At 33.1% G+C, this 23,145-nt stretch carries 21 protein-coding genes; 13 read left to right on the top strand and 8 right to left on the bottom strand.

Annotated elements, in window-relative coordinates; translation table 11 throughout:
* Positions 1 to 6 precede the first annotated feature (6 nt).
* Positions 7 to 2,394 carry a penicillin acylase family protein gene (locus KHA98_RS20655; RefSeq protein WP_213259890.1) on the top strand — a complete coding sequence of 796 codons (2,388 nt, stop codon included), beginning with the start codon at positions 7 to 9 and terminating at the stop codon, positions 2,392 to 2,394.
* A 130-nt stretch (positions 2,395 to 2,524) separates the two neighbouring features.
* Here the strand turns inward: KHA98_RS20655 and KHA98_RS20650 are convergent, their stop codons facing one another.
* From KHA98_RS20650 to KHA98_RS20635, 4 genes are all read right to left on the bottom strand, one after another.
* Entirely contained in the window at positions 2,525 to 2,968 is a 444-nt protein-coding gene (locus tag KHA98_RS20650; RefSeq protein ID WP_213259889.1) for a hypothetical protein, read from the bottom strand.
* Positions 2,969 to 3,117: 149 nt separating this feature from the next.
* Positions 3,118 to 4,566 carry a serine hydrolase gene (locus KHA98_RS20645; protein WP_213259888.1) on the bottom strand — a complete coding sequence of 483 codons (1,449 nt, stop codon included), beginning with the start codon at positions 4,564 to 4,566 and terminating at the stop codon, positions 3,118 to 3,120.
* Positions 4,567 to 4,700: 134 nt separating this feature from the next.
* Positions 4,701 to 6,236: a serine hydrolase gene (locus tag KHA98_RS20640; RefSeq protein WP_213259887.1), complete on the bottom strand. Its 1,536-nt coding sequence runs from the start codon at positions 6,234 to 6,236 to the stop codon at positions 4,701 to 4,703.
* A gap of 77 nt (positions 6,237 to 6,313) precedes the next feature.
* Complete coding sequence (locus tag KHA98_RS20635) at positions 6,314 to 7,108, bottom strand: helix-turn-helix domain-containing protein (protein WP_213259886.1); 795 nt, start codon at positions 7,106 to 7,108, stop codon at positions 6,314 to 6,316.
* 211 nt (positions 7,109 to 7,319) lie between these two features.
* On the opposite strand from KHA98_RS20635, the gene KHA98_RS20630 reads away from it, so the two are divergent.
* A complete protein-coding gene (locus KHA98_RS20630; protein WP_213259885.1) occupies positions 7,320 to 8,768 on the top strand; it encodes a DUF1214 domain-containing protein in 1,449 nt (482 codons plus the stop codon).
* 48 nt (positions 8,769 to 8,816) lie between these two features.
* On the opposite strand, the gene KHA98_RS20625 is transcribed toward KHA98_RS20630, so the two are convergent.
* Positions 8,817 to 9,410 (bottom strand): GNAT family N-acetyltransferase, encoded by a 594-nt coding sequence (locus KHA98_RS20625; protein ID WP_213259884.1) that lies wholly within the window; start codon positions 9,408 to 9,410, stop codon positions 8,817 to 8,819.
* 448 nt (positions 9,411 to 9,858) lie between these two features.
* Between KHA98_RS20625 and KHA98_RS20620 the strand changes: the two genes are divergently transcribed.
* Positions 9,859 to 11,202, top strand: coding sequence for an FAD-dependent oxidoreductase (locus tag KHA98_RS20620; protein WP_213259883.1), 1,344 nt, complete (start codon positions 9,859 to 9,861; stop codon positions 11,200 to 11,202).
* Positions 11,203 to 11,375: 173 nt separating this feature from the next.
* Here the strand turns inward: KHA98_RS20620 and KHA98_RS20615 are convergent, their stop codons facing one another.
* Entirely contained in the window at positions 11,376 to 12,893 is a 1,518-nt protein-coding gene (locus tag KHA98_RS20615; RefSeq protein ID WP_213259882.1) for a helicase HerA-like domain-containing protein, read from the bottom strand.
* A 380-nt stretch (positions 12,894 to 13,273) separates the two neighbouring features.
* Here KHA98_RS20615 and KHA98_RS20610 point away from each other — a divergent pair, with 380 nt between their 5' ends.
* From KHA98_RS20610 to KHA98_RS20580, 8 genes are all read left to right on the top strand, one after another.
* A complete protein-coding gene (locus tag KHA98_RS20610) occupies positions 13,274 to 14,098 on the top strand; it encodes a MotA/TolQ/ExbB proton channel family protein (protein ID WP_213259881.1) in 825 nt (274 codons plus the stop codon).
* Between the two features lie 55 nt (positions 14,099 to 14,153).
* On the top strand, positions 14,154 to 14,780 hold the full coding sequence (locus KHA98_RS20605; protein ID WP_213259880.1) for an ExbD/TolR family protein: 627 nt from the start codon (positions 14,154 to 14,156) through the stop codon (positions 14,778 to 14,780).
* A 19-nt stretch (positions 14,781 to 14,799) separates the two neighbouring features.
* Positions 14,800 to 15,354 carry an ExbD/TolR family protein gene (locus KHA98_RS20600; protein WP_213259879.1) on the top strand — a complete coding sequence of 185 codons (555 nt, stop codon included), beginning with the start codon at positions 14,800 to 14,802 and terminating at the stop codon, positions 15,352 to 15,354.
* A 36-nt stretch (positions 15,355 to 15,390) separates the two neighbouring features.
* Positions 15,391 to 16,191, top strand: coding sequence for an energy transducer TonB (locus tag KHA98_RS20595; RefSeq protein ID WP_213259878.1), 801 nt, complete (start codon positions 15,391 to 15,393; stop codon positions 16,189 to 16,191).
* The gene (locus KHA98_RS22940; RefSeq protein WP_246522463.1) at positions 16,191 to 16,421 is read left to right on the top strand and encodes a hypothetical protein; all 231 of its coding nucleotides are present in this window, start codon (positions 16,191 to 16,193) and stop codon (positions 16,419 to 16,421) included. The genes KHA98_RS20595 and KHA98_RS22940 overlap by 1 nt, the downstream gene beginning before the upstream one ends.
* Before the next feature lie 3 nt (positions 16,422 to 16,424).
* Positions 16,425 to 17,342: a PstS family phosphate ABC transporter substrate-binding protein gene (locus KHA98_RS20590; protein WP_213259877.1), complete on the top strand. Its 918-nt coding sequence runs from the start codon at positions 16,425 to 16,427 to the stop codon at positions 17,340 to 17,342.
* A 16-nt stretch (positions 17,343 to 17,358) separates the two neighbouring features.
* Positions 17,359 to 19,026, top strand: a complete 1,668-nt coding sequence (locus KHA98_RS20585; protein ID WP_213259876.1) for a tetratricopeptide repeat protein — start codon at positions 17,359 to 17,361, stop codon at positions 19,024 to 19,026.
* Positions 19,027 to 19,124: 98 nt separating this feature from the next.
* The gene (locus KHA98_RS20580) at positions 19,125 to 19,757 is read left to right on the top strand and encodes a 7-carboxy-7-deazaguanine synthase QueE (protein WP_213259875.1); all 633 of its coding nucleotides are present in this window, start codon (positions 19,125 to 19,127) and stop codon (positions 19,755 to 19,757) included.
* A gap of 51 nt (positions 19,758 to 19,808) precedes the next feature.
* Here KHA98_RS20580 and KHA98_RS20575 read toward each other — a convergent pair whose 3' ends face one another.
* A complete protein-coding gene (locus tag KHA98_RS20575; RefSeq protein ID WP_213259874.1) occupies positions 19,809 to 20,354 on the bottom strand; it encodes a YfiT family bacillithiol transferase in 546 nt (181 codons plus the stop codon).
* Positions 20,355 to 20,372: 18 nt separating this feature from the next.
* Positions 20,373 to 21,080 (bottom strand): class I SAM-dependent methyltransferase, encoded by a 708-nt coding sequence (locus KHA98_RS20570; protein ID WP_213259873.1) that lies wholly within the window; start codon positions 21,078 to 21,080, stop codon positions 20,373 to 20,375.
* A 74-nt stretch (positions 21,081 to 21,154) separates the two neighbouring features.
* Here KHA98_RS20570 and KHA98_RS20565 point away from each other — a divergent pair, with 74 nt between their 5' ends.
* Together KHA98_RS20565 and KHA98_RS20560 are read left to right on the top strand one after the other, a co-directional pair.
* The gene (locus tag KHA98_RS20565; RefSeq protein ID WP_213259872.1) at positions 21,155 to 21,649 is read left to right on the top strand and encodes a YkgJ family cysteine cluster protein; all 495 of its coding nucleotides are present in this window, start codon (positions 21,155 to 21,157) and stop codon (positions 21,647 to 21,649) included.
* Between the two features lie 116 nt (positions 21,650 to 21,765).
* Complete coding sequence (locus tag KHA98_RS20560; RefSeq protein ID WP_213259871.1) at positions 21,766 to 23,001, top strand: ABC transporter permease; 1,236 nt, start codon at positions 21,766 to 21,768, stop codon at positions 22,999 to 23,001.
* Positions 23,002 to 23,145 lie beyond the last annotated feature (144 nt).

The following is a 23,145-nucleotide window of genomic DNA, read 5'->3' as shown; positions in this document are numbered from 1 at the left end:
CGAAATATGAAAAAACTTAAAAAAGTTCTGCTGGTTTTAGTTGTCTTAATTGTTGTTTTAGGAATAGGATTATGTGCCTATGTTTTTCATTTGAAACCCAAATACGATGGGGAACTGCAATTGAAAAACCTACAAGCAGCAACCACAGTATATTTTGATGAATTTGGTGTTCCTCATATTTATGCCGATTCTGAAAAAGATGCCATGACTGCACTTGGTTATGTGCATGCGCAGGAAAGATTATGGCAAATGGAATTGCTTCGCAGAATTGCTCCGGGACGTTTGTCTGAAATTTTCGGATCGGTTGCGCTTAAAAATGATAAGTTTTTTTCCGGAATTGGTATCGAAGAAGCATCGGCGAACGCCATTGCCAAACTGGATAAAAATAGCGAAAGTTATAAATTGACTGAAGCTTATCTGGATGGAATTAATCAATATTTAGACGAAGGAGTTACTCCGGTAGAGTTTACACTTGTTGGGGTTAAAAAGGAAAAATTCACCATAAAAGATGTTTACAATATTTTCGGATATATGTCTTTCAGTTTTGCGATGGCTCAAAAAACAGATCCGTTATTGACTTATATTCAGAGTAAATATGGCGCTGAATATTTAAAAGATTTAGGAATAAACGGAGAGTTTAATACAACGCAATTAAAAAGTTCAAAAGAAAATATTGAAGAATATACAGAGATTTCAAAATCGGTTGCGGCATTATTAGATAAATCACCAATTCCACCATTTATAGGAAGTAACAGTTGGGTTGCAGGACCACATAAAACAAAAAGCGGAAAAGTAATTTTTGCTAATGATCCGCATATTGGATTTTCGCAGCCCGCAACCTGGTACGAAGCGCATTTGGTTACGCCGAAATATGAATTGTACGGCTGTTATCTGGCCGGAACTCCTTTTCCTTTATTGGCGCATAATCGTGATTATGCTTATGGTTTGACCATGTTTGAAAATGATGATATTGATTTTTACCAGGAGAAAAATAAAGCTGGAGATTCCAATCAATATCAAACTCCGGATGGTTTTGCGGCTTATGAAGTTAGAAAGAAAACGATCAAAGTAAAAGATACATCAGATGTTGTGATGACGATAAAATCAAGCCGACACGGACCAATTATGAATGATGTTTTAGATCGTTTAGATAAAAAGAATCCAATTGCAATGTCGTGGACATACACGAGAGAGCCAATTCAGATTCTGGATGCGGTTTATGGTCTTTCGCATGCAAAAAGTAAAGACGATTTTAGAAAAGCAGTACAACTAGTTGCTGCGCCGGGACTAAATGTTATGTATGGCGATGCCAAAGGAAATGTGGCGTGGTGGGCAACCGGAAAGTTGTATAAACATAGTAAAGGCGTGAATTCGTTTTTGATTTTGGATGGCGCAAGCGGAAAAGATGATATAGTAGAACATTTGGATTTTTCTAAAAATCCGTCTTCAGAAAATCCGAAATGGGGTTATGTTTATTCGGCCAATAATCAGCCGGAAGCCATTGATGGTTATTTGTATCCGGGATATTATTTACCGGAAGATCGTGCCAAAAGAATTTCAAGTCTGATGGATGCCAAATCAGATTGGGATAAAGAAGCGATTAGTAAAATGATTTATGATAATACTTCGCCAATTGCGCCGGGAACTGCTCAGAATTTGATTTCGAGTTTAGATAATAAAGCGCTTTCGGCAGAAGAGAAAGAAGCAATAGCAGTTTTAAAATCTTGGAAAGGAACTACAAATCTTGAAGATGTTGCGCCAACGATTTACAATAAATGGATTTATTTGTATTTGAAAAATACTTTTGAAGACGAAATGGGTAAAGATAATTTTGATTTGTTTTTAGGAACTCATATCGGAAAACAAATTATTGCGAGACAAGTTACCAATGAAAATTCGGTTTGGTGGGATAACATCAATACCAAAAATGTAAAAGAAACCCGAAGTGTGATTGTTTCAAAATCATTTCATGATGCAATTGCTTCGCTTCAAAAACAATTAGGAAACAAAATAGGAGACTGGAATTGGGGGAAAGTACATACCGTAGAGCACGAACATCCGTTAGGAAAAGTGGCGGCACTTAGAGGTTTGTTTAATGTTGGACCTTTTGCTTCTCCGGGATCAAATGAAGTAATTAATAATTTATTCTTTGGTTTTAACGAAGAAGGAAAATACTATGTAAAGGGAGGACCTTCGACAAGAAGAATTGTTGATTTTTCGGATATTGAAAACAGTTGGAGTATTTTACCAACCGGTCAATCCGGAAATCCTTTTAGTAAACATTATCAAGATCAGGCGGTAATGTACAATGAAGGTAAATTCAGAAAAATGAAACTGAATAAAGAGGAAATTATAAAAACATCAACCAAATTGGTTTTCAAACCGAAGAGTTAATTTTTTGTTTCACGTTTAAAGTTTCAGGTTATGGCTTGTGTAATCTTTGTCAAAGTTTAAAACTTTGACAAAGATCGTAAGCGAAAGATTTGAAAAACTTAGAGCCTTAGCATCTCAGAACCTCAGAACCTTACTTAGAAATATACTTCCCTAAAACAATATCATTAGCAAAAATGTTCAGATTATTGACAAGGGCTTTGTTTGCCGTCATAACATTTTTAGTTTGGTAAGCAGTATCTTTTTCATATGCTTTTAAAAGTGTTTCTAATTCTACTTCATCATAAAAAGCAAAAGAATTATAAATCGCGTCTCTAAAATTTTTATAATTAATGCTTTGCGTAACTTCCATTGCTTTTTGCTCGTTCCAGCCTTCTTTGGCAGAAGCCTCATTAATTTTAGTTAAACAAAAATCAATTACATAGGTTTTGTAATGTGCGGCTTCGACAATTTTGTCTACAATGATTTTATTTTGCTGCGTAGGCATTGCAGGCGGCGGATTTTGTGATAAACATTTTGAAGAAATAAACAGACATAAAAGTGCCGCCAGAAAGCTTTGCTTTTTTAAATTTTTCATAGGTTATTCATTTGTTTTTGGGAGGCGCTAAAGTAATGTTTTTTATAATAAATCGTCGGGTTTGAATGTTACAAGTTATAACAAAAAACTCCGGTAAAGCAGTTTTTAAGCTACTTTACCGGAGTCGGTTTGATAAAAAAACAATCGGTTTATTTTTTCGAAAGTTCTGCTAAAACTTTTTTTCCGTTTTCATTTGAAGGATCAAGTTCTACTGATTTTGAATAATTTTCTGTTGCCAGTTTTTTATCTCCATCGGCTAAATAAGCTTCGCCAAGACTATCATAAGCATTTCCTGATTTTGGGAAAGATGCTACGTTAATTTTAAAAATTTCAATTGCTTCTTTCTTTTTTCCCTTACCCAATAATTGATAACCTGCACTGTTCATTTCGTTTTCTTTAATACCGTATGTTGGGTCGTTTTTTAATTTTTTATACAATTCTGTACCGGCATTCACACCTTTTTCAGAATAGGCATCTAAAAGATCAAGCGCCAATGATTTTTTAGGCTGATCAAATGGCTGTTTGTATAAAATAGCTCTGATGGCATCGTTCATTTCGCCCAAAACAGTTCCACCTGTATTGTTTAATAAAACGACTAAATTTTTATCGGCAGGAATTCTCGAAATTATAGTGTTAAAACCATTGATTCCACCACCATGTTCTACGATTTTTAGTTTGCTTTTTCCATTATCAGCTTCGCTTAAAAACCAACCATATCCATACGAATCGTCCCATGCTTTGATGTAAGGTTTGAACAGAGATTCCATTGATTTTTCTGAAAGTAATTTTGTAGTGTACAATGCCTGATCCCAAAGATACAAGTCTTCAACAGTAGAATATAAAGATCCCGCTGCATAAGGAATACTCATATCGATATAAGGTGCGTTGATGAAGTTTTTACCACGTTTTTCATATCCGGCTGCTCTGTTTTTTAAGATAGCTTCACTGTGGTCAAAACCGGTATTAACCATTTTTAGTGGCGTAAGGATAGTTTCCTGTAAATATTGTTCGTATGATTTTCCAGTTGTTTTTTCGATAATATATCCCAATAAAAAATAACCTGAATTGCTGTAATTGAATTTTTCGCCAGGCGTAAATTCAAGTGGTAAACTTGAAAAAGTCTTTACAAAATCTTCCGGACTAGATAGATTTCTGCTTTTCTCTTTTAAGAAATTAGGATCGCTTGTATAATTTGGAATTCCAGAGGTATGCGTCAGTAAATGATGAATCGTAATTTTATCGCCGTTTGCTTTAGGATAATCCGGTAGATAAGTAGTAATCGGAACATCCAATTTAATCTTTCCTTCTTCGGCCAGTTTTACAATTAAGAATGCGGTAAATTGCTTGGTGATAGATCCTAATCTGAATTTAGTATCGGGCTGATTTGGAATATTCCATTCCATATTGGCAGAACCAAAACCTTTTTTAAAGATAACTTTTCCGTTTTCAGCAACCAAAGCCGAACCATTAAATTGACCATACTCATTGTATTTACTCAAAAGCTGTTCGATTTGTTTTGCTTTATCCTGAGCAAAAGTGGTTAGTGTAAAAAGTTGTAGTAGTACGCAGAGCGCAATTAGTCTGATTGGTTTTTTCATAATAATGATTTTAGGATTAATGAAATAATTTGTTTTTGATTGATGATTGAAACTTTACAACAAATAGATTTTTAGAATATAACAAGTAAATTTCTAAATTAAATCTATAAGTTCTAAAGTATTAGACGATCGATTTACGATTTGGTTTCAATATCAAAGATTTTTTTTCCATTTTCTCCTAAATAATGCTGTAGTATTTTTTCATAAACCTTGTAACCATCGTCAACATTGGTAAAAATAATTATACCCTGTTTTGTCTTTGGTAAAATAAATACGATTGTTTGTACACCTTTATCTGCTCCGCCATGTGATAAGGCATAATTTTCATTTCCCAAATCGTAGATTTCAAAACCTAAACCAAAATATTTATTATCTTTTGTTTTTATCTGATGAGAATTCATTTCGTCAAAAACTTTTTTGTTTAAACCGTCACCATTCATAACACTGCATAAAAAAGTGCCGTAATCCTGAATAGTAGTCAATAAATCATCTGCTGCGTTTGCTGTTTTGTTCTTAGTTGGTTCGTATGCATTTCCGTTTTTATCGTAGTTAACAGCATATCTTGATAAATCTACTTTATCGTTCCAGATATATTGAGTGTCATTCATCTTTAGCGGCTCAAAAATTAATTCTGATGCTAACTGATCTAAAGTTTTATGGAATTTCTTTTCCAACGCTTTTCTCAAATATTCAAGACCTTCTCCTGAATATTGATATTGAGTTCCAGGTTTAAATTTAAAATCCAATTTGCCTGATTTATTCATAAATCGCCAGTTTGGAAAACCAGTCTGGTGACTCAAAATAATTCGCGTAGTCAGTAATTTATTATCAGGATCATTTGCAATATCAGGATCTGTCCAGTATTTGTATACAGGCTCATCCAGATCCCATTTTCCCTGACTTACTAGCTTAAGCGCTACAATAGCAGTTACAGGTTTTGTTAGCGAAGCAACATTCCAGATAGTATTATACGGTGCTGCAACTCCTTTTTTTAGTTCACCATAAACATCAACTTGTTGTAGTTTTCCGTTGTTGATTACGCCAATTCCTAAAGTTGGGACATTGTTTTCGTGCAGCCATTTTTCGATTTCTTTTCTATTCTCAAAAAAGTCAGCTTGTTCAGAAGTTGCAATGGTAGGTTGATGATCGTAACTCAGCGATCGCTTTAATTTCCAAACATTATTTTCTAGAACCCAAACATGAGTAAATCTTGCTGTATCACCCAAAGTTTCATTTTTCTTTAGAAGAGGTTCACCTTTCTTCGCCGAAATTTCATAAAAACGATGAATTCCCGTTTGGATTGCAGCATACAAAACTCCTTTTTTATACAAAGGATAAATTTGGGTACTTCCCGGAACTAATTCTCTTCGGGCCTGATATGTTTCGGGAGATTTGCACAGTCCGGTTTTGAAATTATGTAGAAATTCCGTTTTGTTTGAAATTCCATCGCGATCATGAAAAAACTCAAACTGATCGCTATATAAGTTTTCAAACTGAGAAGCATCGCAAGTATTAAAACCCACATTAAAAAGTAAGCTGTCTCGTGACATTATAATTTTATACAATTCAGAGTTTTTTGCCTCTTGTGAAGAAACAGTTTGATTGCAGAACAACAAGATTCCAAGTAAAATGATTTTTAATGGAATAACAATAAGATTGATGATTTTCATTTGATGATTGATTGATAATTAATGATTCTGCAATATTACTTCACTCAAAAATAACAAAATTGTACAAATGCGAAATCTCATCTTTTTTGAGAAAGAAAATACGAATCGGGATTGAACGTTTTTGGCGTTGATTTAGTTACATCTTTAAATTTTTTAATAAAATGCGATTGATCAAAGTATTTATTATAAAGTGCAATATCAGTTAAGCTCAGTTTTTCTAAATCGGCATTTACCATTTGATCTACCGATTTTCTGAATTTTAATATCTGAATGTATTTTTTGATAGTTAATCCCGTTGCCGATTTAAATTTAATTTGAAGTAATCGCTGCGATGTTTTTAAAATCTTCCCAATTTCAGAAACTGAAATTTCTTCTTGCTGATTTCGGATTATTTCGCAGATTTTTTCAATTGTATTTTGAGTCGGATTTAAATGATTCAATTCTTCAAAAAAGTGGTTTACTTTAATTAATACGGTTTCAATATCAGAATTAGACTGTAGCGTAAATGGCAATTCTGCAGGATCAATACTGATAATTGAATCTGAAAAGTTACTCAAATCATATTTAGGAAACATCGAAAGTGTCCAGGCTTGTAATTGAATTATTGTAACCTTAGTTTTGGGCTGAATATTAACCAAAACTTTATTGGTCATTTGTGAGCAGAAATAAATTCCTGCGGTCATTTGGTACTTTTTTCTGCTTGTATGAACTTCTATTGCGTTTCCGTTTACAAGAGCCAGATTAAAACAGCCGTTTGGTAAAACGAGTTTGTTTTCGATCAGGCTTTCGCCGATGCTGTTATTCAGACACCAAATTTTACTAACGAACCTTTCAGATTCGTCGTTGACATAATGTTCTGAATATAATTTCATTTAAACTTGAATTTACTTTTTAAAATTAAGAGTTGTCATTTTGTTTCAAATTTAGTTCAAAAAGAGTAAACAAATTAACCTCGTAATAATCTAAAAATGGTTTCATTTTAGAAATTGAAACACAATAGATAAAATATAATGATTTGATTTTCTGACAGTAATTTAATTTTGATAGGCATTTTAAAATTTAATCAAATTAAATCCTAATACCATGAAAAGAATAATTCCTTATTTGCTAATACTGTTGCTCTTTGAAACGGGTTGTAAAAAAGAAGAAACAACAGAAACAGCAGTAACTCAAAAGGCATCTACTCCTAAAAATATTTTTCAGCCAGAAAATATAAAAGAGAAAATTCAGTATCAAAGAGCTGTTGATGCTGCTATTTGGGGGCTTCCGGCAGTAAATTTCCAGCTGATGTATAAAGAGATGGAAAAAATCAACGGATCGTACAATCAAATTGTGTATTGGCCGGGTTTATTAACCTGGAAGAACCAAACTCTTACTCCAAATCCCGATGTTATTTATCTAATGCCTTTTTTTAATACTGAAAAAGGACCAGTGGTTCTGGAAATACCTCCAGCAGATTATGGGGTTTTTAACGGAAGTGTGATGAATTACTGGCAGGCAGCTATCGACGATGTTGGGCCTGGCGGACTGGATAAAGGAAAAGGAGGGAAATATATTATTTTGCCTCCGGGTTACGATAAAAGCAAAATTCCTGCAGATTATATTGTGATGCAGTCTGATACATATCGTGGTTATGCACTTTTACGTTCGGTTCTTAAAAGCGGAAGCCCCACCGATTTAAAAGCGGCAATTCAATATAGTAAAAGAGTTAAGCTATATCCATATTCTGAAGCTTCAAAATCTCCACAAACTATTTTTGTCGATGCAACTACTACAGAATATAATTCGACTATTAAATATGATGATAGTTTTTATCAAACACTTAATGATATTGTTCAACAAGAACCTTTTCTGGAGCGTGACAGGGTGATGATTGATCCTTTAAAAACTATTGGTATTGAAAGAGGGAAAACATATAATCCTGATGCCAGAAGTAAAGAAATATTTAAAGCAGCTGTAAATGAGGCCAGAGATTGGCTGATATTTAACTATGAAAACACTAAACCTTTTTATGAAGGTACTCATTGGTTTTTTCCCGCAGATGAAGACAATGTAAAGAGTGTAAAAAGTTCTTTTCAAATACGTGAAATTTATCCTATTGATAATAGAGCAGTATGTTATATGATGGCATTTTTTAGTGCAAAACATCTTGGGGAATCACAATATTATTTAATGACCACCAAAGATAAAGATGGAGTTTTGCTAAAAGGAAACGCTTCGTATCGAGTAACTGTTCCTGCAAATGTTCCGGTAAAACAGTATTGGTCTATGACGGTTTACGATCGTGAAACGCACGCATTTGTAAAAAACATGAAATGGGCAGGACGATCTTCGCAAACTCCGGGATTAAAAAAGAATGAAGATGGAACTGTAACGCTATATTTTGGACCAAAAGCGCCACCGGAAGGAGAAAGTAACTGGACACCAACAGATCCTAATGGGAATTTTGAGGTACTGACCAGATTCTACGGACCAACAAAAGCTTTGTATGATCAGTCCTGGAAATTGACCGATTTGGAAAAGATTAATTAATGAGTCTAACGATATAGAAAAACCCAGTCTCTGACTGGGTTCTTAATTTTAAATAAATTCTAAGAAATACTCCTGTTTGGTTTTCTTCCATTCTTCCAAAATAATACTGAAATAAACATCATCTTTACTTTTGCCTTCAGAATCGATATAATTATTTCTAAAAACTCCTTCTTTAATTGCCCCCAATTTTTCAATGGCTTTTTGCGATCTTATATTTTCAAGATCAGTACTAAATTGTATTCTTTTAAATTGAATATTTTCGAAGCCAAAATTCAATAACGCAAATTTACAAGCTTTGTTTAAACCAGTTCCCTGAAAAGCTTTCCCGTACCAAGTCCAGCCAATTTCGCATTTCTGACTCGCATGGTTTAAATATCCATAGCGGGTGCTTCCTGCAACTTTATTGGTAGCTTTATCAATAATTAGAAAAGGGTAACAAATTCCATCTGCCTTTTGCTTTAATGTATTTTTGATATAGTTTTCGAAGTCCTGATTGCTTCGAACATACATTCCCATATATTTCCAGATTTCATCATCAAAAATGATTTCTTTGAGTTCGATGTTTCTTTCATTTTCAAAAGGAAGTAATAAAACTTTTTCGTTTTCTAAAATGATGCTGGATTTTAAAAGTTCACTATTCATTGTTTTTGCGTTGATGTTAATTAAGCTTTTTTGATGCAGTAAATGATTTTCTCGCAAAGTCGCGAAAGCACAAAGTCAAAAGTAAAACTTTAAAGAAAAAATATAAAAACTTTGCGGCTCTGCGACTTTGCGAGATTTTTTTTCTCGATAAATTATTATTCGCCTTTTATCTTTAAACGAAAGTAGTCTTTTTCATATTTCTAATAAATCTGTAATAACGCGAATTTGTTATGAAAATGGGACTTGCATGAGGGATAGAAGTGACATCCTTTTATGGTGGGGTTCACCATAAAAGATACAGCGGATAGCCCGACCACGCTCCCGAGGCTTCGGGATGCGGGGTCATGCCTTGATAAATATTAGATTTAGGGGCAAATAATTGTTTTATTTTAAAGCTCATGTATAATTATTACTTATTTTTACGACCCAATATTAGATTTTTTCCTCGATGCAAACTTCTCTAAAAATTGCTGTGGTTGGTTCTGGACTTGTAGGATCGCTGCTGGCAATTTATCTTAAAAAAGCCGGTCATACCGTTCATGTTTATGATCGTAGCCCCGATATCAGAAAAATAAATTTCTCTGGACGTTCTATTAACCTGGCAATGTCCAATCGCGGTTGGAAAGCACTTGATGCAGTTGGTGTTGGTGATTCGGTTCGTGAAATTGCAATTCCGATGGACAAACGAGCAATTCATTTGGTTGATAAACTCAATTTTCAGAATTACGGTCAGGAAGGCGAATCTATTTATTCGATTTCAAGAGGAATGCTGAACAGAAGAATGATTGATCTGGCTGAAAATGCCGGAGCCGAATTTCATTTTGAACAGAAAATTTGGGACGTTACGCTAAACGATGCGACTTTGCATATTGGGGAAAGCGAAAGAGGCGAGTGGGAGGAAAGAAAATACGATATGGTTTTTGGTGCCGATGGTGCCTTTTCGAGAATCCGTCACAGAATGCAGCGTCAAAGTATGTTTAATTATTCGCAGGAATTTTTGAATATGGGATATAAGGAATTAAATATTCCGGCAAATACTGATGCAACTCATAAACTGGATAAAAATTCTTTTCATATTTGGCCAAGAGGGGAGTATATGTTAATTGCACTTCCTAATCTCGACGGAAGTTTTACTTGTACTTTATTTATGCCTTTTGAAGGAGAAAATTCTTTTGAATCTTTAACGGATAGAAAAATGGTGGAAGATTTCTTTGAGAAAAACTTCCCCGATTCGATTGAAGTGATTCCGGAACTCGCAAATGATTTCTTTAAAAATCCAACTAGTACTTTGGTAACAATGAAATGTTTTCCATGGACTTTTGAAGATAAAATTGCTTTAATTGGAGACGCCTGTCACGCTATTGTTCCATTTTACGGACAAGGAATGAATGCCGGTTTTGAAGATATTACGGTTCTAAATGAAATGATTGAAAAGTATGGAGATGACTGGAAAAAAATCTTCTCTGAATATCAGATTTCACGTAAACCAAATGCCGATGCCATTGCTGAACTTTCATATCGAAATTTTATGGAAATGAGTACAAAAACGGCAGATGAAAAATTCTTATTGCAAAAGAAGATAGAGAAAGTCTTTTCAGATAAACATCCCGATAAATGGATTCCGCTTTACAGCCGTGTAACTTTCAGTGATCGTCCTTATGCCGAAGCTTTGGCTATTGGTGATTTCCAAAACGGAATTATGGAGGAAGTTTTAAAACTGGAAAATATAGAAAATATCTGGAATACGCCGGAAGTTGAAAACAGGATTCTGGCATTACTGGAACAAGCTTAAATGTTTTAAGCCATATAAGTGATATAAGTAAATATAAAACTTTGTACATAATAGTAAACCCGACAAGTCTCTAAAACCTGTCGGGTTTGTTTTTTTATCTTAAACTGATTTTTAATACCCTATGCGCAATGTTTAAATGAACTTATATCATTTATATGGTTTAATATTTAAAGTTACTTTTTAAAGATTTTAGTCAGAACTCCAAATACACCTCTTATAAAGGTAGCACTTGTAACCACTTTTAAAACTGATTTTGTAACTACCTCTGTAGTGCTTGGTCCCGCTTTTGAAGATTTGGTTGGTGTTTGCTCTTCTTGTTGAGAAGCAGCTTCATTAGCTTCGGCTATTTTTTTGCTTAGAATTTCAAAAGCGCTTTCACGATCGATTTCTTCTGCATATTTTTTAACCAATTTTGATTTACCGTTTATTTCTTCGATTTCGGCAGAAGATAAAATATCCATTCGGCTTTGTGGAGCGCGCATCATAGTCGCAACAAGTGGCGTTGGAACTCCTTTTTCATTCAAAGCAGTAACCAATGCTTCTCCAATTCCTAAGCTTGTCAATAATTCGTCAGTCTTATAATATTCAGATGTTGGATAATTATCAGCAGTCTTTTTAATAGCCTGACGGTCATTAGCAGTAAAAGCTCTAAGTGCATGCTGAATTTTTAATCCTAATTGAGCCAAAACTCCACTTGGAACATCCATAGGATTTTGTGTTACGAAATAAACACCAACACCTTTAGAACGGATCAATTTTACAATAGTTTCAATTTGTTCCAATAATGCTTTGCTGGCTTCGTTGAAAATTAAATGCGCTTCGTCAATAAAGATTACCAGTTCCGGTTGTTCTGCATCTCCTTTTTCTGGCATTTTTTGATAAATTTCAGCTAAAAGGCTTAACATAAAGGTGGAGAACAATTTAGGCTTGTCCTGAATATCTGTTAGACGGATGATATTGACATAACCTTTTCCGTTTTCATCAATACGCATTAAGTCATCCGTTTCAAATGATAATTCGCCAAAAAAGATATCGCCGCCCTGCTGTTCCAGTTCAATTATCTTTCTTAAAATAGTTCCGGTAGTAGCGGTTGAAATTTTACCATAATTGGCTGCGATTTCGTCTTTGCCTTCTTCAGTAATATAATTGATAACCTTTTTTATATCTTTTAAATCTAATAAAGGCATTTGGTTATCGTCACAATATTTAAAGATAACAGCCACAACTCCTGCCTGAGTATCATTAAGATCTAATATTCTGGAAAACAACACAGGACCAAATTCAGAAACGGTAGCGCGCAAACGAACTCCGTTTTGTTTAGATAACGACATTAACTCAACCGGAAATGAAGCTACATTATAAGGTATGTTTATTTTGGCATGACGTTCTGTGATAAAACCTTCTTCTTTCCCTTCTTTTGCAATACCACTAAAATCACCTTTTATATCCATCATTAAAACCGGGATTCCTGCATTTGATAATTGCTCAGAAAACACCTGAATAGTTTTGGTTTTTCCGGTTCCCGTAGCGCCGGCAATTAATCCGTGACGATTTAGGGTTTTTAGCGGAATCTTTACGTGAGCCTCAGCAATTGCTTCACCATCTAAAATTGCACCACCAAGAATGATACTGTCGCCTTTAGCAATATATCCGTTATTTATATCCTGAATGAAATTATCTTTTTTATTCATGTTTTTATTTGTAATTTAGATGATTATAAGAGTTTTGTTTTGTAATTTAACAATTTGTCTGTCTTTTTTTTAGTAGGAAAAAGCGTTTTTTCATTAAAAAATAGATAAAAAATGATTTCGCAACTTTTTAAGAAGATTTCAAAGGATTGTTTGAATATTTACTAAAACGTTGTAATTTTTTTATTATTAGCCCTTTTTTTTGTTTTATCATAAAAAAGACGCTACCAAATTAATGAGATATTTTTTAATTTGACGTTAAATTTCATTCAATAAAATTAAAAAAAGTTTTTTTATTTAAACTAAACGTATAAATTTGCTACCCTACAAGTTAAATATAACTAAAAAATAAAAATTATTTAAAACTATTAAAATTAAAAAAAATGGCAAACGTTAAAGTTAAAAAAGAAAGCACTTCAAATGGGGGAGGAATGATCTCAGGAATCATTATTGTGGCATGTGTTTTTGTAGGTTTTTTGATCTGGAAATTCGTTATGGGGGATTCAGCTAACTTCGAAGGTGGAAATCCAGAAACAGGTCACCCAATCAATACTTTAGGTATGGTTTACAAAGGAGGTTTCATTGTACCAGTATTATTAGGTATGCTTTTAATGGTTGTTGTTTTTTCTATCGAGAGATTTATCGTTATTGGTAAAGCTGCTGGAAAATCTAACTTAGATGCATTTATGAAAAATGTACAAGGAAGTATTAAAGAAGGAAACATCGAAGGTGCTATCGCTTCATGTGACAAACAACAAGGTTCAGTTGCAAATGCAATTAAATCTGCTTTGATTAAATATCAAGACGTTAAAAAAGAAGGTTTCAATAGTGAAGAGGCTTCAGAAGTAATCCACAAAGAAATCGAAGAGGCTACTTCATTAGAAATGCCAATGTTAGAAAAAAACATGACTATTATCTCTACTTTAGTATCTTTAGGTACATTAGGAGGATTATTAGGAACAGTATCAGGTATGATTAAAGCGTTTGGTGCGTTAGCTTCTTCTGGAACTCCAGACCAGGCTGCACTTGCAACAGGTATTTCTGAGGCACTTATCAACACTGCAACAGGTATCTCTACTTCTATCTTTGCAATTATTTCTTATAACTTCTTTACTGCTAAGATTGACGATTTAACTTACTCTATCGATGAGGCTGGTACTACAATCGTGAATACTTACAGAAAATTCAGAGGAAGTTTAAAACAATAATTAATTTTTGATATTAATAATTACTATTAATTATATCAAAATAAAATAAAAGATAATGGCTAAAATTAAAATGAAAAAGAAGTCGACATCGACAGATATGACTGCCATGTGTGATGTTGCGTTCCTTTTGCTTACGTTCTTTATCTTGACTGCTACTGCTAAAGTGCCTGAAGCGCTTCCTGTAGATATGCCTGCCTCTACTGTAGAACATAAATTACCAGATTCTAATTTAGCTATTATTACAATAGGTAAAGGGGAAGACGGGAAAAGCAAAGTGTTTTTCGATATCAAAGGTAGAGAGATTCGTAAAAGAACTCTTGAAGGTATGGGAGCAAAATTCGGTGTGAATTTTTCAGAAGATGATAAAACTAAATTTGCGTTAATGGATGACTTCGGTGTTCCAGTAGCAAGTTTAAAGCAAATCATTGATATGAAAGCAGCTGACAGAACTAAAGCAAATCAGCCTGGTATTCCAATCGATTCTTTGGATAATCAATTAAAAGAGTGGCTTTTGGTTTCAAGAAGAGCTACAATTGATCTTGAGGATAAAGAATTGGAGATTGCAATCAAAGGTGATGCTAAAGAGCAGTATCCACAAATCAAAAAGATTATGGATATTTTACAAGATCAGAAAATCAATTCCTTTAACTTAGTTACAGGTACGAGAGGAAAAGACTTTTAATTAAAAAAGATACACTAAAATGGCTGAATTAAATACCGGCGACGGTGGTGGCGGAAAAGGTGGCAAAGTAAGAAGTAAAAAGCAAAATTCAAAAGTCGATTTAACGGCAATGGTGGATTTGGCATTCTTGTTGATCACGTTCTTTATGTTAACCACATCGTTGTCAAAACCAAAAGCGATGGATTTATCATTGCCAGATAAAGATCCGGATGATAAGACCCCTCCTGTTAAAGTAGATGAGAATCGTACTATGACTGTAATGATGGGTGAAAACAATAAGATGGTTTATTATATGGGATTATTGGCTTCTCCAAAAGTTGGGCCTAAAGATATCGCATATGGTAAAGATGGTATTCGTAGAGAATTATTAAAGCAAAAGAAAGAAGTGTTAGCTTATTCTACTGCTTTAGGAAAACCTAAGAATGGAATAATAGTTATTATTAAGCCTACTAAAAAATCAAATTACCGTAATTTGGTGGATATGTTAGATGAAATGGCTATTACGGGAGTGGATACTTATGCTATAGTTCCTGAGTTTACGCCAGAGGAAACAAAATTGATAGATAAACAATAAGTTTATCTTGTTTGAAAATCCTAATAATCAAGAAAAATGAAATTAGATATTATAAAAAATCAGTGGCTTGATATCGTATTCGAAGGACGTAATAAGATATATGGTGCATATGAGTTAAGAAAATCGAATAATAAAACGACGGTAAGAGCACTTATCATAGGTTCGATTATTTTTAGCTTTGCTGTAGCAGCTCCTCTTATTGCAAGCTATTTACCGGATTCTGGTGAAGACGACGTGAATAATGATATTAAGATCGCTACAGTAAAATTACCTCCTAAGAAAAAAGAAGAGGTAAAACCAAATGAACCGCCACCACCACCGCCACCACCAAAAGTGGATCAGGTGAAGTTTGTTAAGCCGGTTGTTGCTAAAGCAAATGAGGTGACTGAAGATCCTCCGAAAATTGAGGAACTTAAAGATAAAAAAGTTGGTTCTGAAACTATCAAAGGAGATCCAGATGCAGTTTTAACTGTTGATGAGCCGGTTGGTACTGGTACTGCTGCAGTAGTTGAAGAAGATAACCAAGTGTATAACACAGCTGGTATCGAAGTAAAACCAGATTTCCCTGGAGGAATTGAGAAATTCTACAAATTCGTAGGAAACAATTACAAAACTCCGGAAGAAGAAGGTCTAAAAGGTAAAGTTTATGTTACGTTTGTAGTTGAGAAAGACGGTTCATTAACCGACATTAAAGTTCTAAGGGATATCGGTTACGGTACAGGAGCAGAAGCAATTCGTGTTCTTAAAAAATGTCCAAAATGGACTCCTGGTGAGCAAAATGGTAAAAAAGTTAGGGTATTATACTCTCTTCCTATTACTATTCAATCTGCAGACTAATGTTAAAAGATATGCTTAATAATATTCTGAAGAAATCGCTCAAAGAGCGATTTCTTCTTGTTTTAGGAATACTCTTTTTTTTAATATATCTTGTGCTGGGTTTAATGATTATGTTTTGGGAAAAATTACCTTTAAACATGGAACCTAAATACAGATACGCTTTTGGAGGACTATTGATTGTTTATTCAGGAATACGTTTTCTCAGATTAATTAATTCAAATACAGAGTAAGTTATGTTAAAGTATAGTAAAATTGTTGGAATAGTTCTTCTTGTCTTTTTGTTTGCCATGTGTAACCAAAAAAGCAAGAATGATAAAGAAACAATTTTAAAGGGATCAATTGATATAACGGTTGATGAAACAGTAAAGCCAATTATTGATGATCAGGTGGCTGTTTTCGAAGGAACCTACTATGATGCTAAGATTACAGTGAAACCAAAATCTGAAGTAGAGGTTATAAATGATTTGCTGAATCAAAAGGCTAAAGTCGCTGTTACTGCCCGTAATCTTACTACAGAAGAACTGTCGAGATTTGAAAAAAGTAAAATTAAACCTAGGGTTACGCCGTTTGCTATCGATGCGATCGCTTTAATTTCGAACAAAAGCAATAATGATACATTAATTGCGTTGAAATCTGTACTTGATTTTATGCAAGGAAAGAAAGACACCGGAATAAAAGGGCTTGTTTTTGATAATCCAAATTCAAGTACAGTTCGTTACATGAAAGAATTGGCAAAAGTGAAAGATATTCCTGCTACTGGAGTTTTTTCTTTTAAAACTAATGACGAGGTAATTAAGTTTGTTTCTGAAAACGATGGAATGATTGGTGTAGTTGGGGTTAACTGGTTATCACAACCATCGCCAAACATGATTGATTTTACAAAAAAAATCACTATTTTAGGAGTAAAAGGTTTAAAGGATAATCAATATTATTACCCGAGCCAAAATGACATTGCAGAAGAAAAGTATCCTTTGGCACGTCATTTGTTTATTATAAATTGCCAGGGTTATTCGGGATTAGGAATGGGGTTTTCTTCATTTGTTGCAGGGGATATTGGTCAAAGAATAATATTAAAATCTAGTTTGATGCCGGTAAAAACACCAGGTAGAAAACTTCAAATTAGAAGTCAAATTATAAACGATAAAGAATAAATTAATTACAATTAAGATGAATAAATTTAAAATTTTTAGTCTTGCCTTAGTTGCTACAACTGGTGTAGTAAAAGCGCAAGATATCAAAGAAGCTAGAAAGGCTATTGATGCTGAACAATTTCAAAAAGCAAAATCTTTGCTTAAATCAATCATCAAAGCGAAACCTTCTGATGGAGAAGCTAATTTTGTATTAGGGAATATCTATCTAAATCAAAGCGTGGTAGATTCTGCTAAAATTTATTATTTGAATGGTATTGAAGCGTCAGATAAGAAAAACTTGAATTATATTGGATTAGGTCAGATAGATTTAGATAATAAAAATGCTGCTGCTGCTCAGGCAAACTTTGGTTTAGCAACTAAAGACATGAAGCGTAAAGATGTAGATGAATATATTTACATCGGAAAAGCATATATGAACTCAGTTAATCCTGATTATACAAGTGCAGTTACAAGTTTAAAACGTGCTTTATTAATCGAGCCACAAAATGCAACGGCTCTTTTGACAATTGGAGATGCTTATTATGGAGCAAACAACCAAAATGAAGCCTACAAAGCTTACCGTGATGCATTTACTGCAGATCCAACACTTTTAAGAGCTAAAATGCAATTAGGAGTTTTATTGAAAGGAGCTAAATCTTATGATGAAGCTATTAAAGCATTCAACGAAGTAATTGCAATCAATCCAAATTATGGTCCTGTTTACAGAGAATTAGCTGAAACATATTACAAATGGGGTAGAAACAAACCTTCTACTTCTAAAGTAAACATGCAAAATGCAATTACTAACTACGAGAAATACTTAAGTTTAACAGATTACTCTTTAGATTCAAAAATGCGTCATGCAGATTTCTTGATCTTAGTTAAAGATTACAAGAACTTAGAATCTGTTGCTAATAAAATGATTGCAGAGGATAAAGTGAATCCTAGAATTTACAGATATTTAGGATATTCTGCTTACGAAAACGGAAACATTGATGTGGCTTTAAAATCATTAGAGGATTACGTTAAAGTTCCAAGTAACAAAGTAATTGCAAAGGATTATTTATATTTAGGATTTGCTAAAATTAAAAAAGGAACTGGTGCAGATGGTGCTGTTGAGCCTGCAGCTTTTGAAGCTGGATTAACAGATATCAAAAAAGCTATTGCAATGGAACCTTTAGCAGTTGAAGATCTTGGTGATTTCGGAAAAGAATTGTTTACTAAAAAACAATATAACCAAGCAGCTGCAATTTATGAGTTAAGTGCAACTAATTCTGAATCAAAAAATTATTTGAACGATAATGTGTATTATGGAATCTCTTTATATTATGCAAATGCAAATAAAGCAAAAGAGGCTATTGATGCTGCTGGTTTAACTAAAGCAGATGCGGCTTTTGACAGAGTTCTTGTTGCTTCTCCAACTTACGATGAGGCTTACTTATACAAAGGAAGAATAAACAACTTGTTAGAGAAAGATGATTTAATTATTAAAAACTACGAAGAGTATATTGCAAAAACTACTGCTAAAGGTGCAGAAGAATTGGCAAAACCTGCAACAGTTAAAAAAGTAGTTGAAGCTTATAATAGTATTGGTGCTGCTTATGCTAATACAGATAAAGCTAAAGCAGTTGAATATTTCAACAAATCTTTAGTTTTAGATCCAACTAATGCTTATGCAACTCAATCTGTAAAAGCTTTAAAATAATAAATTTCTATTATTAAATATAAAGACCGATAGTTCAAAGCTATCGGTTTTTTTTATTCCATATTTAAATGATTATCTTTGCACTTTAAAATGAAGTAATGTTATCAAAAGAAATACAATTAGAAGTTAATAAAGGAGCTATGTTGCCTTTGATGGAAGAATTTTATACTATTCAGGGAGAAGGCTTTCATACAGGAACTGCGGCCTACTTTATTAGAATTGGAGGATGTGATGTTGGCTGTCACTGGTGTGATGTTAAAGAAAGTTGGAATGCAGAGTTGCATCCGCCAACAAGTATTGATTTAATTGTAAAAAATGCTTCAACTTATGCCGATACAGTTGTAGTTACTGGAGGGGAACCATTGTCATGGGATATGACTTTGTTAACTCAAAAATTGAAAGATGCAAATTTAAAAGTTCACATAGAAACTTCCGGAGCATATCCATTAAGTGGAACTTGGGATTGGATTTGTCTTTCGCCTAAAAAAAATAAATTACCAACGCAAACAGTGTATGATAATGCACACGAATTAAAAGTAATTATTCATAATAAACACGATTTTATTTTTGCAGAAGAGCAGGCTGAGCTTGTAAATGATAAAGCTATTTTGTTTCTGCAGCCGGAATGGAGTAAAAAAGAAGAAATGACACCGTTGATTGTGGATTATGTAATGAATAATCCAAAGTGGCGTGTTTCACTTCAGACACATAAATATTTAAATATTCCATAAAAACAAAAAATCTCTTCATTAGAAGAGATTTTTTGTTTTGCAATAAATCGTTTATTGCCAATTTTTATATTTTTTTAGATTTATGATGTGTGCGAGGTGGTGATTTCCATGCCAGGCGTACATTCCAATCATTCGTTTTATATTTATTTCTGAATTATTTTCAGGATGAATGAAAGATTTTTCTAGATCAGCTTTGGATAAACTTTTAAGAATATAACTTATTCTAAAATGAAGTCCGTCTAATAAGGAGAATGTTGGTTCAATTGGCATATGTAAATTATCATACAGTTCAGACCAAAGAGTTTCGTCGTACGCTTTAATAACGGGATTGTTTTCTGTCAAAGCCCATTTAATTCTGATAAAACAATTCATATGACTTTCAGCACAATGGTGAATTACTTGTCGAACAGTCCATCCGTCAGGACGATATGGCGTGTCTAGTTGTTTATTGCTCAAATGAAAGGTTTCATTTTTTAGTCTTTTAGGAAAAGTTGCTATTTCTTCAATTTTATTTGAAATATATTGAGAAGTAAATTCTTCAGGTGCTTCAAATTTTCCTATTGGATACTTTAGTTTTTCTAAATCAAATTCTTTCATTGCATGTATATTTTAATGTTAAATTGAAAGTTTTGCTAAATAATCATAATGATCTCCTTCCAAAATTAGTTCGCATTTTAAACCATTTGAGATTGCGGCATTTTGAAGAGTGTTATAATCTAAATAAAGCCAGTCAAAAGTATCTTCTTTTTCTCCTTTATAAGAAATAGTAAAAGTTAGTTCTCCATAATAATCATTGGTTGATGGAATCCATTTTCCGCCATCTTCATCTTCGTCAAACATATAAATAATATCGGAGCTATCTATTAAAATTTGACCACCAGGATTTAAGAGTGATTTTAGTTTCGATAAATAAGTATTGCAGTTTTCTAATTTGCCAAATATTCCCGTGCCATTCATTAATAATAGAATGGTGTCAAATTTTTCACCTTCAAAATCTAATATGTTCTGAATTTTAGCGTTTTTTACACCGCGTAATTTACAAGTTTCTATTGCTTTTTCTGAGATATCAATTGAAATGACTTCTATATCGCGGTCATTTTGCAGAGAAAGAGTATGGCTTCCTGCTCCGCATCCTACATCCAGAGTTTTTCCAGAAGTTAATTGCAATGCTTTTTGTTCCAGTTTAGGCATTTCATTATAAGAGCGAAATAAGTATTCTACACTCATTTCATCTTCTTCAGATATTGAAGTTTCAGTAATGATATTTTCCGGTGCATTATTGGTTTGGAAATCGAACATCGCTTTCCCAAAAAGATCTTTCATTGTATTTTAGTTCAAAGTTTGAGGTTTCAAGTCTAAAGTTGTTTAATTTTGCATGTCAACTTTAAATGTTAAACTTGAAACAAATTTTAAATAGCTTAAATAAGTTAGCCAAAGATAAGCATATCGAAAACAAAAAGTATTTTGATAAGCTTAAAAAGAAACAGCCTAAAAATTTAGATTACATTATGCAGGATTTGCATGATGCCGAATTTAAAAAAACAGATTGCCTGCAATGTGCCAATTGTTGTAAAACTACCGGACCATTATTTACTTTGGCTGATATTGAGAGAATCTCAAAGTCCTTCAGGCAAAAGCCACAGCAATTTATTGATCAATATCTTCGAATTGATGAAGATAAAGATTATGTTTTAAAAAGTGTTCCTTGTACTTTTTTGGATAGCGAAAATTATTGCATGATTTATGACGTTCGCCCAAAGGCTTGTAGAGAGTTTCCACATACAGATCGTAAAAAGTTTCATCAAATAGCAGATCTTACTTTAAAAAATGTCGCAATATGTCCGGCGGCATACAATATTGTCGAAGAAATGAAAAAGAAACTTCCATTATAAGTAGACCTGGAATATTTTGTAATGTTTCTAAGGGAAGAATTAATTTTGATTTTTTTAAATGTATTTTTGACCGAGAGAAATAGAATCATAGAAATATCAACATAACATCAAAAAAATTGAATTTAGAATATTTTATAGCCAAAAGACTTATTACTTCTAAAGATTATAAAAGTAGTATTTCGGCACCTATAATAAAAATTGCTATTTCAGCAATTGCGATCGGTATTATTATGATGTTGGTTTCAGTAGCGACAGGAATTGGACTTCAAAAGAAAATCCGTGAAAAAGTCTCGGCTTTCAATGGTCAGATCATAATTTCAAATTTTGACAATAATAATTCCGAAGTAACCTTAGTTCCTATATCTAAAAAACAAGATTTTTATCCCAATTTCAAATCAGTTCCAGAAGTTAGCCATATCCAGGCTATTGCAAGTAAAGCTGGAATTATAAGAACTGAAAATGCTTTTGAAGGAATTATTTTTAAAGGAGTTGGAGCAGATTATAATTGGAGCAATATAAAAGAATATCTTGTTGAAGGAAACTTGCCTGATTTTTCAAAGGCATTAAATGAAGATGTTATTATTTCAAGATTTCTTGCCGACCGTCTTAATTTGAAAGTTGGGGATAATTTTAATACATTTTTCATAAAAGAAGAACAAGGAAAAATGCCAAATATCCGACGTTTTAAAATTGCTGGTATTTTTAATTCTGGATTTCAGGATTTTGATGCCACATTTATAATTGGAGATATTAGGCATATTCAAAGAATTAATAAATGGTCTCCGGATCAAATTGGTGCTTTCGAAGTTTTTGTTAAAGATTTTAATACTATAAAATCAACAGGTAATCAAATTTACGAACAAACGTCATCAAGCCTGGACACAAAAACTATTATAGAAAAGTATAGTTACATTTTTGACTGGTTACAGCTTTTTGATTTTAATATTATAGTAATACTTGCAGTTATGATTTTAGTTGCAACTATTAACATGGTAGTGGCATTATTGGTTTTGATTTTGGAGCGTACACAAATGATTGGAATTCTGAAATCATTAGGAGCTAATAACTGGACAGTTCGAAAAATATTTTTGTACAATGCGTTTTATCTTATTATGCGAGGATTGTTCTGGGGGAATTTAATAGGCATTTCTATTTTATTAATTCAGCAACAATTTGGAATAGTGCAGTTAAATCCCGAAAACTATTATGTAAATCAGGCGCCGGTATATCTAAATTGGGGATATGTAGTTTTGTTGAACTTATTGACTATTACAATTTGCTTTTTGGTCCTTTTAATTCCATCTTATATCATAACGAAAATCTCACCAGTGAAAGCTATTCGTTTTGATTAGTCTTTTCTATATATAACAGTAAAAACACATTTCCAACCCGACAGGTTTTCAAAACCTGTCGGGTTTGTTTTTGAATGCATATATAATATATAAGAGTAAGATGTGCGGCTGAGCGAAGTCGAAGCCTTTTATGTTTTGTAATTT

The sequence above is a fragment of the Flavobacterium branchiicola genome (genome assembly GCF_018383905.1).
In the GTDB taxonomy this organism is placed as follows: domain Bacteria; phylum Bacteroidota; class Bacteroidia; order Flavobacteriales; family Flavobacteriaceae; genus Flavobacterium; species Flavobacterium branchiicola.
This window is presented reverse-complemented; position numbering and strand designations above follow the sequence as displayed.

Coding starts and splice junctions, on each gene's coding strand:
- KHA98_RS20655 (WP_213259890.1), top strand. CDS start 7: ATGAAAAAACTTAAAAAAGTTCTGCTGGTTTTAGTTGTCTTAATTGTT.
- KHA98_RS20650 (WP_213259889.1), bottom strand. CDS start 2,968: ATGAAAAATTTAAAAAAGCAAAGCTTTCTGGCGGCACTTTTATGTCTG.
- KHA98_RS20645 (WP_213259888.1), bottom strand. CDS start 4,566: ATGAAAAAACCAATCAGACTAATTGCGCTCTGCGTACTACTACAACTT.
- KHA98_RS20640 (WP_213259887.1), bottom strand. CDS start 6,236: ATGAAAATCATCAATCTTATTGTTATTCCATTAAAAATCATTTTACTT.
- KHA98_RS20635 (WP_213259886.1), bottom strand. CDS start 7,108: ATGAAATTATATTCAGAACATTATGTCAACGACGAATCTGAAAGGTTC.
- KHA98_RS20630 (WP_213259885.1), top strand. CDS start 7,320: ATGAAAAGAATAATTCCTTATTTGCTAATACTGTTGCTCTTTGAAACG.
- KHA98_RS20625 (WP_213259884.1), bottom strand. CDS start 9,410: ATGAATAGTGAACTTTTAAAATCCAGCATCATTTTAGAAAACGAAAAA.
- KHA98_RS20620 (WP_213259883.1), top strand. CDS start 9,859: ATGCAAACTTCTCTAAAAATTGCTGTGGTTGGTTCTGGACTTGTAGGA.
- KHA98_RS20615 (WP_213259882.1), bottom strand. CDS start 12,893: ATGAATAAAAAAGATAATTTCATTCAGGATATAAATAACGGATATATT.
- KHA98_RS20610 (WP_213259881.1), top strand. CDS start 13,274: ATGGCAAACGTTAAAGTTAAAAAAGAAAGCACTTCAAATGGGGGAGGA.
- KHA98_RS20605 (WP_213259880.1), top strand. CDS start 14,154: ATGGCTAAAATTAAAATGAAAAAGAAGTCGACATCGACAGATATGACT.
- KHA98_RS20600 (WP_213259879.1), top strand. CDS start 14,800: ATGGCTGAATTAAATACCGGCGACGGTGGTGGCGGAAAAGGTGGCAAA.
- KHA98_RS20595 (WP_213259878.1), top strand. CDS start 15,391: ATGAAATTAGATATTATAAAAAATCAGTGGCTTGATATCGTATTCGAA.
- KHA98_RS22940 (WP_246522463.1), top strand. CDS start 16,191: ATGTTAAAAGATATGCTTAATAATATTCTGAAGAAATCGCTCAAAGAG.
- KHA98_RS20590 (WP_213259877.1), top strand. CDS start 16,425: ATGTTAAAGTATAGTAAAATTGTTGGAATAGTTCTTCTTGTCTTTTTG.
- KHA98_RS20585 (WP_213259876.1), top strand. CDS start 17,359: ATGAATAAATTTAAAATTTTTAGTCTTGCCTTAGTTGCTACAACTGGT.
- KHA98_RS20580 (WP_213259875.1), top strand. CDS start 19,125: ATGTTATCAAAAGAAATACAATTAGAAGTTAATAAAGGAGCTATGTTG.
- KHA98_RS20575 (WP_213259874.1), bottom strand. CDS start 20,354: ATGAAAGAATTTGATTTAGAAAAACTAAAGTATCCAATAGGAAAATTT.
- KHA98_RS20570 (WP_213259873.1), bottom strand. CDS start 21,080: ATGAAAGATCTTTTTGGGAAAGCGATGTTCGATTTCCAAACCAATAAT.